The organism is Flavobacterium swingsii (assembly GCF_900111965.1).
GTDB classification, from domain to species: domain Bacteria; phylum Bacteroidota; class Bacteroidia; order Flavobacteriales; family Flavobacteriaceae; genus Flavobacterium; species Flavobacterium swingsii.
The window spans coordinates 227,339-240,087 of the sequence record NZ_FOJT01000001.1; the positions used below are offsets into that span (position 1 = coordinate 227,339).

A 12,749-nucleotide genomic window follows, 5' to 3' on the forward strand; every position below is an offset into this window, starting at 1 on the left:
TAAATATTTATATTATGAAAAGCTTAAAATCTATTTCGTTAGGCATTGCTATGCTTATTTCTGTCCTAACTTTCGGGCAAGACAAAACAATTACAGGAGTTGTAACTGATGCTTCTGGACCATTACCTGGCGTAAACGTCGTGGTAAAAGGAACGCAACGAGGCGTTGCAACAAATTTTGATGGAACTTATAAAATCCAAGCGAAAGCTGGAGATAAATTAGTTTACAGTTTTATGGGAATGAACAATGTGATTAGAGTCGTTGGCACTTCAAATGTTATTAATGTTAGGATGCAGGATAATCAACAAAAATTGGAAGAAGTTGTGGTTACAGGTTTAGGAATTAAAAGAAAGCAAGATGCAGTATCTTCAAGCTATCAAGTTGTTAAATCGTCTGAAATTTATCAATCTGCAAATCCAAATGTTGTCTCATCTCCAAATCGCCCTATAGATTCAAAAGATGGGAAATATATGCAACACGATAACAATCAAAAACCAAATCCTAATGATGAAGATTACAACAGTTTGATAGAAAACGCTTTCGAAAGCCCAAAAACAGCGCCACTTTCTACTTTTTCTATCGATGTTGATAATGCGTCTTACACCAACATTCGCCGTTTCATCAACAACGGGCAAAAGGTTCCAAAAGATGCCGTTCGTGTCGAAGAAATGATGAATTTCTTTAAATACCAATATCCACAACCTAAAAATGAACATCCATTTTCGATTAATACAGAATATTCTGACTGTCCATGGAATGCGAAAAACAAACTGATTCGCATTGGTTTGCAAGGAAAAAATATAGATAATGATAATTTACCAGCTTCTAACTTGGTTTTCTTGGTCGATGTTTCAGGTTCAATGAATTCTGTAAATCGTTTGCCATTGGTAATTCAATCTATGAAAATTTTAACCCAACAACTTCGCGAAGAAGATAAAGTTGCTATTGTAGTTTATGCTGGAGCAGCCGGATTGGTTTTGCCGCCAACTTCTGGAAGTAACAAGCAAGCAATTACCAATGCTTTAGAAAAATTACAAGCTGGTGGTAGCACGGCTGGTGGTGCAGGAATTCTTTTGGCTTATAAAACTGCGGAAGAAAATTTCATTAAAGGTGGAAATAATCGTGTAATTCTTGCTACCGATGGCGATTTTAATGTTGGGATTTCATCAAATGGAGATATGGAAACTTTAATCGAAGAAAAAAGAAAATCAGGAGTGTTTTTAACTTGTTTGGGTTACGGAATGGGTAATTACAAAGACAGCAAATTAGAAACTTTAGCCGATAAAGGAAACGGAAACTATGCTTACATCGACAACATTCAGGAAGCCAATCGCTTTTTAGGAAAAGAATTTAAAGGCTCGATGTTTGCCATTGCTAAAGATGTAAAAATTCAAATTGAATTCAATCCAAAACACGTTCAATCGTACCGATTAATTGGTTATGAAAACAGAAAATTACGTCCAGAAGATTTCAAAAACGATGCGATTGATGCTGGAGAATTAGGAAGTAACCACACGGTAACTGCTTTGTATGAAATTATTCCAACAGGAACAAACAGTGATTTTTTCAACGAAAGTTCAGAATTAAAATACACAAAAGTTGAACCAACAGGAAATAATTTTAACGACGAACTGGCAACCATAAAATTCCGTTACAAAAAACCTGATGGCGACAAAAGTATCGAAATGGTTCAGATTATTGAAAATAAATCGAACGCAGCTGAAAATGCAACCAATGATTTCAAATTCACAACCGCTGTCGCTTGGTTCGGATTGAAATTGAGAGATTCAAAACTTATTTCAAACAAATCTTTAGTTGATATTAAAAAACTCGCAAAAGAAGGTTTATCAAATGATACTGATGGTTACAAAGCCGAATTCGTGAGATTAATAGAAAGTTACGATAATTTATAAATTATGAAACATCTAATCTTAATTTTCCTCTTAGCATTTAGTATTTCGATATTCAGCCAGAATAATGATACTATTGCTTTAGAGGAAAATCAGAAAACCGTAAAACTATCGAGCAAAATTACCGATTGTGAAGATGTAACTCTTCAGAATGTTAACGTTGTTAATTTAACTTCCGGAGAAGAAAATCTTTCAGATGGTAATGGAAACTATACAATTAGCGTTCGTAAAAATGAAGTTTTATTGTTTTCATTAAACGGATTTATATCGCAAAAAGTTGTTTTTGAAAATCAGAAGGAAATAAATATTTCATTGAAAGTGAAACAAAGACCACATGAAATGATGGTTAAAAAACCAGTCATTTATCTTTATCCAACTCATAAAACCAACATTCATTTGGTTTTAGATTTTAAAGGACAATTGCTGACTACTTTCCCAAAATATGAAAATAATTGGCAAGTAACAGCGTATCCCGATGGTCGTATTTTTGATAAAAAAACGAATCGCTTTTATAACTCATTGTTTTGGGATGGAAACATTATTTTTCCGGAAGGTCATTACGATTATAAAAGCGGATTTGTGGTTTCAAAAAAGGATTTAACCAGTTTTTTAATTCAAAAATTAGAAAATATTGGATTAAACACGACTGAAACCAACGATTTTGTTCAGTATTGGCTTCCTATTTTAGAAAAGAATGAGTTTAATTTTATTCACTTTCGTGTAAATAATGATTACGATGTGATTTCTAAAAATAATATCACTCCAAAACCAGATACGTCAATTAGAGTTTTTATGGATTTTTATGCTTTGGATAAACCAAAAATAATTCCCGAACAAATCCTACGAAAAACCGAAAGAAAAGGGTTTACTCTTGTAGAATGGGGAGGCTCTGATGTTAGTAATGCAATGAAAAGTAATTTATAAAAAGAAAAAAGCCAATAGTTTTGATAACAACTATTGGCTTTTTTTCTTTTGGCTAATGCTTTTTGGCTTTTGCCTAATTATTTTTCAATTTCTCTCATACTATCCATTTTCTTGTGGGCTAAGAAACCAGAAATATCTTCGAAATGCTCTTTGACACGCTTGTTACCAAATTCAAAAACTTTGGTTGCCAATCCGTCCAAGAAATCACGATCGTGAGAAACAAGAATTAATGTTCCGTCGAAATCACGCAACGCTTCTTTAATAATATCTTTGGTTTTCATATCCAAATGATTAGAAGGTTCATCTAGAATCAATAAATTAACAGGTTCTAGCAATAATTTTATCATTGCCAAACGCGTTTTTTCTCCACCAGAAAGTACTTTTACTTTTTTGGTAATATCATCACCTTGAAACATAAAGGCTCCTAAAATATCTTTTATTTTGGTACGAACATCACCAACGGCAATATCATCAATAGTAGAAAATATGGTACCATTCTCGTCTAATAATGAGGCTTGATTTTGAGCAAAATAACCAATTTGAGAGTTATGACCGATTTCGACCGAACCAGAATTGATTTCAATTTCTTTCATTATGGCTTTAATCATGGTCGATTTTCCTTCTCCATTTTTACCCACAAAAGCTACTTTTTCGCCACGTTCTATAACAATATTTGCGTCTTGAAAAATAACTTTATCCCCGTAAGATTTCGTCATATCTTTTACAACTACAGGATATTGACCTGAACGAACGGCTGGTGGAAATTTAAGTTTCAATGCAGAAGTATCAACCTCATCAACCTGAACAATAACTAATTTTTCTAACATTTTAACACGAGATTGAACCGCATCAGTTTTAGAAAATGTTCCTTTGAAACGGTCGATAAAAGTTCTGTTATCGGCAATCATTCGTTGTTGCTCGTCGTAAGCTTTTTGCTGATGAATTCTTCGGTCTTTTCTGAGTTCTAAATAATGAGAATATTTTGCTTTATAGTCGTAAATTCTTCCCATCGTGACTTCGATAGTACGATTTGTGATATTATCGACAAACGCTCTATCGTGCGAAATTACCACAACCGCTTTGGCAGAATTTATCAAGAAATCCTCTAACCATTGGATACTTTCGATATCCATGTGATTGGTTGGCTCATCTAATAAAATTAAATCTGGTTTTTGTAATAAGATTTTTGCTAGTTCGATTCGCATTCTCCAACCTCCAGAAAACTCTGAAGTTTGGCGTGTAAAATCTTCACGCATAAATCCTAAACCAGTTAAAATTTTCTCAACTTCGGCTTCATAATTTATTTCTTCGATAGCATAAAATTTCTCAGATAAGTCCGAAACTCTTTCAATCAATTTCATGTAATCGTCACTTTCGTAATCGGTACGAACGGTTAATTGCTCGTTTATTTCGTCGATTTCGGCTTTCATGGCAAAAACTTCTCCGAATGCTTTCGAAGTTTCTTCCATAACCGTAGCGCCATCGGTAGTTAGCAAATGCTGAGGTAAATAGGCCACGACTGCGTCTTTTGGAGCCGACACATTTCCTGTTGATGGTTTACTTTGACCCGAAATTATTTTTAATAACGTAGATTTTCCTGCACCATTCTTACCCATTAAGGCAATTTTGTCATTTTCATTGATAGCAAAAGAAACATCGCTAAATAAAGTGGTTCCGCCAAATTGTACGGAAATATCGTTTACTGTAATCATTTTCGGTTATTTTTTAATCGCTTTTTTGAAGCTGCAAAGATAGATTAATTAAGGAATTTGACAATTTTAAAAATGAATTTGAATTATGAAAAAAAGAATTCGGATATTTGATTTTTAATATATTAAAAACAATGAACATTCTTTATCTGCACGGACTTGACAGTAATTTAAGCGACGAAAAAAATCTTGTTTTGGAACCATTCGGAAATATTATTGCTCCAAATTTAGATTACAGAGCAAATCCTAACATGATTGAAACTTTGTATACTGAATATAAAAACCAAAATATAGATGCAATTATTGGCAGTAGTATGGGCGGTTTTGCAGGTTTTTATCTTTCCAAATTAATGCAAATTCCTGCTTTGTTATTTAATCCAGCTTTGCCTTATCGGACTTCTGTTTTACAAAATATTCCAATTATTAATGACGACCACAATCATTTGTTACAAATTGTAATTGGAAACCAAGATGATGTAATTTTGGCAAAAGATAATCTTAATTTTATCATGAAATTATTGCCGCTAAAAAACAATTTCAGATTACACCTTCTCAGCGAATTGGGTCATGGAATTCCTTTGGATGTTTTTGAGAGCGAAGTAAATTCGTTTTTTAAATAAAAAGACCACTTTACAGCAGTCTTTTTCGTTGTCTATTTTCTATATAATTATCGATAGCTTTTTTTGTAGTAAGCCAATTTCGACCTTCTTTATAAGCATCTATTTTTCCTTGACGTGCCAACAAACTAATATATTCCTGACCATAAGGCGAACTAGGCTCACTTACAATATTTGAAATCGTATCGTATTCCTCTTCGTTATCAGGTAAAGCATTCAAATAAATATTTAGCGTTCTTTCTTGCGCCTGACACATAAGCAAAATTAACTTTTGATAATTGCCATTATTAGCCTGATTGAGAGCTTCATAATATTTTTTTCGATCATTTTTAAGAATAATGGCTGGCGGAAAACCTTTTTTCATCAATAATAAATTCATAGCCAGACGAACTGTTCGACCGTTTCCATCAAAAAAAGGATGAATCCAAACAAACTTATGATGAAAAATAGTAGCCAACTCGATATCATTCATTCCTAATGGATTGGTATTGATAAAATTGACCAATTCATCTAACAAATCTGAAACCTTATTTGCATTTGGAGGAACAAAATTTGCACCTGAAATACGAACACCACCATTTCTAATTCGACCTGCAAAATCATCTTCAATAGTTCTTAAAACATAACCATGCAAAGACAAAATATCGATGCTTCGCAAATTGTAATCTTCATTGATAATAGAATACAAATAATTGATAGCTTTTTCGTGATTTTTAGCCTCAAAATGTTCTCGAAGTGACTTTCCTCTTATAGTGATTCCATCTTGGAGAACCATTTGAGTTTCCTGTAAACTCAGCGTATTCCCTTCAATACTATTCGAATTATAAGTCCATTCGACAGAAAGCGCTTCTTTAATTTTACTTAAAGCACTGTTTGACAAAGGTCTGTTTTTAGAAAGCATCGCTTGTTTGTCATACAATCTTTCGAAAGTTGACTCAAAATCCGGCAAGTATGTTCTATTTATATTCCACATAACACCACAAATATACTAATATCGGTTAGATTAAAAAATTATTTTATCCGATATTAAAAATTTAAACATAAAAAAAGTCAAAATAATTATTTTGACTTTTTTTATGTTTAAATACTCATTCTAAATTCTTCGATTACTGGATTTGCTTTTCCAAAATCGATTTCTTGAATAAAAACTTCTACCGCTTGGTCAGCAGTACCAAAACCTGCTAATTTAGCCGATTGAATGTTATTTTTTATAATTGTATTTACACCAACTGCTTCAATTTTTGCTTGTAATGCTTGTGCTAAAATTTCGCTTCCCGAAAATATTTTCATCAATCCCATATCCTATTTTATTTTAAATTAATCTTCGCTTTCTTCTTCTTCATCCTCATCTTCGTCTTCTTCGTCCATTTCGAAAAACAAAGGTTCTATCATTATTTTATCTGCCAGAGATTCTACTCTTTCCGTTAAATCGGTTGTAAAAAAAAGACGCTGTGTTTTATCGATACTATTTGACAAACGGTGAATGACAGCGTCCATACGGTTTCTGAAAAGAATATCAGCATCATCGACCACAAACATTTTTACTGTACTAATATTAAATCCTGCCGAAGCAAACATGGCATTTATCCTATTTGGTGTTCCAATAAGTACATCTAATCCTAACGAAATGATGTTTTTATCATAATCGATATCACCTTTGTCATGAACTCCTAAAATGCTTAAATCATGATATTTTGCATACTTTAAGAACATTTCTTCCATTTCTAGAACACGTTCTTTGTTTTCAACAATGATTAACGCTCTGGTACTTTCACCAATGGATTTCTCCATTCGCTGAATGACATTAATAATTATTGTTGTCGATTTTCCAGAACCTTTTGGCGCTACTACAACTGCATCGGCACCACTTTTTATAGTGCTAAATGTTTCTTGTTGCAACTCATTGGCTTCGGTTAGACCGTTTTCGATAAGTGCTTGTTGCAGGTTTTCGTTTATTTTCTTTAGTTTCATTTTTTATGATTCAAAGATTAAAAATTAAAATTCTCAATCTTTTAATTTATTATTTACTTGCAAACAGTTTTACATCGTCTTCAGAAATTTCGTTTCCACCTAAAATAATTAAGCGTTCTACTACGTTTCTTAGTTCCCGAATATTTCCTGTCCAATCATATTCTTGTAATAATTTTATAGCTTGTTTTGAGAATTTTTTTGATGAGTTTCCTTGTTCTGAGGCAATCTTATCATTGAAATATTCTATTAATAACGGAATATCATCACGACGCTCATTTAAAGCTGGGACTTTTATCAAAATTACCGCCAAACGATGGTATAAATCCTCACGGAAACGACCTTCGGCAATTTCTACTTTTAAATCTTTATTGGTTGCCGCTACGACACGAACATTTACTTTGATGTCTTTGTCCGCTCCTACTCTTTGTATCAAACTTTCTTGCAAAGCTCTTAAAACCTTGGCTTGCGCCGAAAGACTCATATCTCCTATTTCATCAAGAAAAATAGTTCCACCATCGGCGGCTTCAAATTTTCCTGCTCTGTCTTTTACTGCCGATGTAAACGCTCCTTTTACGTGTCCAAATAATTCACTTTCTATCAATTCTGATGGAATGGCTGCACAGTTTACTTCAATTATAGGAAAATTTGCTCTTTCGCTTTTTTCGTGTAATTGATGCGCTACGAGTTCTTTTCCTGTTCCATTTGGTCCAGTTATAAGTACACGAGCTTCGGTTAGTGCTACTTTTTCAATCATGTCTTTTATATGATTGATGGGTTGGCTCTCGCCTATCATTTCGTAGTTTTTAGAAACTTTCTTTTTTAGAATTTTGTTTTCTACAACCAACTTCGTTTTGTCTAAAGCGTTGCGAACAGTATTTAACAGACGGTTTAAATCTGGTGGTTTTGATATATAATCGAAAGCACCCAAACGCATTGTATTTACAGCAGTTTCTAGATCTCCGTGACCAGAAATCATAACCATTTGTATTTCGGGTTTTATTTTTTTTGCGGCTTCAAGAACCTCGACACCGTCCATTTTTGGCATTTTGATATCACAAAGAACTAAATCGTAGTCTTCGTTTTTTATTTTTTCCAGACCTTGTATGCCGTCTTCAGCTTCGTCAACAATATATGTATCGCTTTCTTCGGTTAGTATTTTGGTTAATACCCGTCGGATTGCTGGTTCGTCTTCGATGATAAGGATTTTTGACATCTGTTTCTTTGTTGATTCGGTTATTCTTTTAATCGCCAAAAGTACGAAAAAATTTCTCTTTAGCCCTGATGGAAGTGGAAATCCTTGTCTCGTTTTTTTGACGAGACAAGATTGTAACGGACAGCAGGAATATGGTTTGCTGAAAATGCCCGAGCGATTCGCTCCCGATTTTCCAAATTACCTAATTCTAATATTTAAGCCATTTGTATAATTCTTTCCATGTTGGTTTTTTGCCATACATTAGGATTCCTATTCTATATATTTTTGAAGCAAACCAGACTACGCCTAGGAATGTTGCAAATAATATGGTGATAGATAGCGCTAATTGCCACCATGGCACGCCAAACGGGATTCGCATTAGCATTACGATTGGTGATGTGAGTGGAATCATTGAAAAGACTGTAGCTACTGTTCCGTGCGGATCATTGACTACGGTAAAAAATCCGATGTAAACACCTAACATAAGTGGCATTATGATTGGCAATAAGAATTGTTGTGAATCAGTTTCGGAATCGACAGCGGCTCCGATAGCTGCGTAAAATGAGCTATAAAGGAAATAACCTCCTATGAAATATATTACAAAACAAGTGATTAGTGTTCCTAATGGTAAGTTGAAAATTTCTTTGATGTAACTTTGCATTGTTGTTCCCAATTCATGCTGAACAGCATTCATCATAGCTGGATCGACGCTGGCTTGTGTTCCTGTTTGAATACCAAAAAATGCAGAAACTCCAAACAACAAAATGGCTCCTACGATTGCCCAAATGGCAAATTGTAGAATTCCTGCTAATGAATTTCCTATGATTTTTCCCATCATTAGTTGATACGGTTTTACCGATGAGATGATGATTTCGATAATTCGAGATGTTTTTTCTTCGATAACACTTCGCATTACAAAATTTCCATAAATAATAATGAACATCATAATTAGATAACCAAATGAACCACCTATGATAATTTTCATTTCGTTGATACCTTTTATAGTGTCTTCTCCAGAAAATTTAGTTAAATGAATGTTAGAATCTACTTTTGCTTTTTCGATTTTATCGTAATCGAAACCTATCGTAGTCAGATTATTTTTGGTTAGTTTGGTATCGATTACTTTTTCCATTCCCATGATGAATTCCATACTTGGGCTTTCATCTGAAATATATTCAACTTTAGAAGATAATTCCTGAATATCGGCTACTTTTGGAACAAAAATAAGTCCTTCGTAGTTCTTGCTTGCAGTATCTTTTGCCAATTGTAACGGCATTCCGGATAAATCGACGTAAGCGGTTTGTTTGGTGTTTTTGAAATCGGATTTTAAAACTCCTGATTCGTCATGAATAGCGATTTTTGTTACCTCATCTTTATTCATACTAGCGAGATAGCCTACAAAAAATGACAATCCTACGATTAGTAATGGACTCAAAAAAGTCATTATAATAAATGATTTATTACGAACTTTTGCAATAAATTCTCTTTTTATGATCAATGATAATACTCCCATTATTTCTGACTTACTGTTTGAATAAATATATCGTTTACGCTCGGAATGTTTTCTGCAAAATGAGTTACTTGACCTCTACTTGTCAGAATACTTAACAATTCGTTTGATGTTGAATTTCCTAAATCTATTTCTAATTTCAAGTCATCATTTAGCGATTTGAAATTCGTTTGACCTACTGTAAATTTCTGAGTTAAATCATACATTAAACCTTCTACATTGTTTGTCATAATTCCTACTTGGAACGTATTTTTTCTGTACTGACGTTTTACATCTTCCAGTTTTCCTTCAATCAATTTATTCGATTTGTGTATTAAAGCAATATCGTCGCATAGTTCTTCGACACTTTCCATACGATGTGTCGAGAAAATAATAGTAGATCCTTTTTTCTTTAATTCTAAAATTTCGTCTTTGATTAAATTTGCATTCACAGGATCGAACCCTGAAAATGGTTCATCAAAAATCAACAATTTAGGTTGATGCAAAACCGTAACTACAAACTGTACTTTTTGCGCCATTCCTTTGGATAGTTCCTGAATTTTTTTGTTCCACCAACCTTCAATTTCGAATTTTTCGAACCAATATTTGAGTTGTTTTTGCGCTTCTGTTTTAGACAATCCTTTTAGTTGTGCGAGATACAAACATTGTTCCCCAACTTTCATTGTTTTATACAAACCACGTTCTTCTGGCATATAACCAATATGTTGCACGTGATGCGGTGATAATTTTTCGCCATCAAGAATTATCTCACCACTATCTGGCATTGTAATTTGATTGATGATACGAATTAAGGAGGTTTTTCCAGCACCATTTGGACCCAAAAGCCCATAAATACTACCTTTAGGAACTTGTAATGAAACACTATTTAAGGCAGTATAATCGCCGTATTGTTTGACTACATTTTTAACTTCAAGAATATTACTCATTGTAGAAAATTGATTGGTGTAAATGTAAGATTATTTTTTCGAAACATATAAGTCATATAAGTTCATTTAAGTTTTTTCTGACTCTTTAATAAGTAGAAAAAAGCAGATTTATGTTACAAAAAACCCACCCTAATTTTCACTAGGATGGGAAAAAAAATAAAACGGATATAAAACCCGTTCTATAAATTATGAAAACATATCTTTTACTTTCTCAAAGAATGATTTTTCTGATTTTTCTGGACTCGGAACAAAATTTTCGTTTGAAAGATTACTTTCAAAGAATTGCTTTTGCTCTTTGTTTAACGTTTTTGGCGTCCAAACATTTACATGAACTAGCAAATCTCCGTTTCCGTAACTATTTATACTAGGAATTCCTTTTCCTTTTAGTCGGAGAATTTTTCCTGATTGTATTCCTTCTTCTAATTTAATGCGAACTTTTCCGTTTACGGCTTCAATATCTTTAGAAACCCCCAGAACTGCTTCGGCAAAACTAATATACAAATCGTAATGTAAATTTTCGCCTTCACGCTTTAAGAATTCGTGTTCTATTTCTTCGATAGCAACAATCAAATCACCTGGGATTCCGTTTCCTGGCGCATCGTTTCCTTTGTTAGAAACTTTTAGTTGCATTCCATCAACAACACCAGCAGGGATTTTTATAGAAACTGTTTCGTCTTCTAAAATCATTCCTTGTGCATCGGCATTGGCTGGTTTTTTCTCGATAATTTGACCAGAACCTCCACAAGTTGGACAAGTTGAAGCCGATTGCATACGACCCAAAATAGTATTGGTTACGCGCATTACTTGACCTTGACCATTACAAGTAGAACATGTTTTATATGAAACTCCTTGCGCCTGAATTTTGCGTTTTACTTTAACTTTTTTCTCGACACCGTTGGCAATTTCTTCTAGCGTTAATTTGACTTTGATTCTCAAATTACTTCCTTTAGTACGACGTTGACCTCCGCCACCGCCACCAAATCCGCCAAAACCACCACCACCAAAAATATCTCCAAACTGGCTGAAAATATCGTCCATGTTCATTCCGCCGCCGTGAAAACCTCCGCCTCCACCACCGTTACCACCTTCAAAGGCTTGGTGTCCGAAACGGTCGTATTGCGCTTTCTTTTGTGCGTCACTTAACACTTCATAAGCTTCGGCTGCTTCCTTAAATTTTTCTTCGGCAGCAGCATCACCAGGATTTTTGTCAGGGTGAAACTCGATTGCTTTTTTGCGATAAGCTTTTTTTATTTCGGCTTCGTTTGCACTTTTTGTGATGCCTAATATTTCGTAAAAATCTTTTTTCATCTTTATAATTTTACCCTTTGACTCTGCTCAGGGTGACAATTTGATTTAATTTCCAATAACTACTTTAGGAAAACGGATGATTTTATCACCTAATTTGTAACCTTTTTCAATTACATCAACTACTTTTCCTTTTAGTTTGTCACCCGCTGGAATTTGTGTAATTGCTTCAGCAAAATCGGCATTAAAAGCATCTCCAGTTCTTACTTCCATAACCTCTAATCCTTTAGAAAATAAAGTATCTTTTAGTTTTGTATGTATAAGTTCTACTCCTTTTACTAGATTTTCGTCTTCAGATTTAGAAATTTCGACAGTAGCTCTGTCAAAATCGTCCATAACTGGCAACATGGCTTGTAAAACTTCTTGATTGGCAGTTTTAAACAAGTCTATTCTTTCTTTTGTAGTACGTTTTTTGTAATTTTCAAATTCAGCAAAAAGACGTAAAAATTTATCTTTTTCGTGCGCTAAATCTTTAGATAATTGTTCTTCAGCGCTTAATTCTTCTATGATTAATTGCTCACCATTAGCATTTTCTTCTAATGTTATTTCATCTAACTCTTTATCAATTTCAGTATTCTCAGTAGTCATCTTTGATTTATTTTTAAATATATTTTGAAACATTCTTTACCCATTGCAAAATTACTGCCAATTATAAAACAATGTCAAATTGTCATTAAAAACTTTA

General features: G+C 33.6%; 12 protein-coding genes. 3 read left to right on the forward strand and 9 right to left on the reverse strand.

Going from position 1 to position 12,749, the window contains the following annotated elements:
• Positions 1–14: 14 nt before the first annotated feature.
• Both BM053_RS01100 and BM053_RS01105 read left to right on the forward strand, forming a co-directional pair.
• Positions 15–1,913: a vWA domain-containing protein gene (locus tag BM053_RS01100; protein WP_091473048.1), complete on the forward strand. Its 1,899-nt coding sequence runs from the start codon at positions 15–17 to the stop codon at positions 1,911–1,913.
• 3 nt (positions 1,914–1,916) lie between these two features.
• Positions 1,917–2,834, forward strand: coding sequence for a hypothetical protein (locus BM053_RS01105; RefSeq protein WP_091473049.1), 918 nt, complete (start codon positions 1,917–1,919; stop codon positions 2,832–2,834).
• Between the two features lie 77 nt (positions 2,835–2,911).
• On the opposite strand, the gene BM053_RS01110 is transcribed toward BM053_RS01105, so the two are convergent.
• Entirely contained in the window at positions 2,912–4,546 is a 1,635-nt protein-coding gene (locus BM053_RS01110) for an ABC-F family ATP-binding cassette domain-containing protein (protein ID WP_091473051.1), read from the reverse strand.
• Positions 4,547–4,677: 131 nt separating this feature from the next.
• Here BM053_RS01110 and BM053_RS01115 point away from each other — a divergent pair, with 131 nt between their 5' ends.
• Positions 4,678–5,163, forward strand: a complete 486-nt coding sequence (locus BM053_RS01115; RefSeq protein ID WP_091473053.1) for a YqiA/YcfP family alpha/beta fold hydrolase — start codon at positions 4,678–4,680, stop codon at positions 5,161–5,163.
• 10 nt (positions 5,164–5,173) lie between these two features.
• On the opposite strand, the gene BM053_RS01120 is transcribed toward BM053_RS01115, so the two are convergent.
• The 8 genes from BM053_RS01120 to BM053_RS01160 form a co-directional block, all read right to left on the reverse strand.
• Positions 5,174–6,133 (reverse strand): Fic family protein, encoded by a 960-nt coding sequence (locus tag BM053_RS01120; RefSeq protein ID WP_091473055.1) that lies wholly within the window; start codon positions 6,131–6,133, stop codon positions 5,174–5,176.
• Between the two features lie 107 nt (positions 6,134–6,240).
• A complete protein-coding gene (locus BM053_RS01125; protein WP_091473057.1) occupies positions 6,241–6,459 on the reverse strand; it encodes a putative signal transducing protein in 219 nt (72 codons plus the stop codon).
• Between the two features lie 18 nt (positions 6,460–6,477).
• Complete coding sequence (locus BM053_RS01130; protein WP_091473059.1) at positions 6,478–7,131, reverse strand: DEAD/DEAH box helicase; 654 nt, start codon at positions 7,129–7,131, stop codon at positions 6,478–6,480.
• Positions 7,132–7,180: 49 nt separating this feature from the next.
• Positions 7,181–8,344, reverse strand: coding sequence for a sigma-54-dependent transcriptional regulator (locus tag BM053_RS01135; protein WP_091473061.1), 1,164 nt, complete (start codon positions 8,342–8,344; stop codon positions 7,181–7,183).
• A gap of 187 nt (positions 8,345–8,531) precedes the next feature.
• A complete protein-coding gene (locus BM053_RS01145; RefSeq protein WP_091473065.1) occupies positions 8,532–9,836 on the reverse strand; it encodes an ABC transporter permease in 1,305 nt (434 codons plus the stop codon).
• On the reverse strand, positions 9,836–10,759 hold the full coding sequence (locus tag BM053_RS01150) for an ABC transporter ATP-binding protein (protein WP_091473067.1): 924 nt from the start codon (positions 10,757–10,759) through the stop codon (positions 9,836–9,838). Before BM053_RS01150 ends, BM053_RS01145 begins: the two co-directional genes overlap by 1 nt.
• Positions 10,760–10,945: 186 nt before the next feature.
• A complete protein-coding gene (dnaJ, locus tag BM053_RS01155) occupies positions 10,946–12,067 on the reverse strand; it encodes a molecular chaperone DnaJ (RefSeq protein ID WP_091473069.1) in 1,122 nt (373 codons plus the stop codon).
• A 45-nt stretch (positions 12,068–12,112) separates the two neighbouring features.
• Positions 12,113–12,685 carry a nucleotide exchange factor GrpE gene (locus BM053_RS01160; protein WP_091473071.1) on the reverse strand — a complete coding sequence of 191 codons (573 nt, stop codon included), beginning with the start codon at positions 12,683–12,685 and terminating at the stop codon, positions 12,113–12,115.
• Between the last annotated feature and the right edge of the window lie 64 nt (positions 12,686–12,749).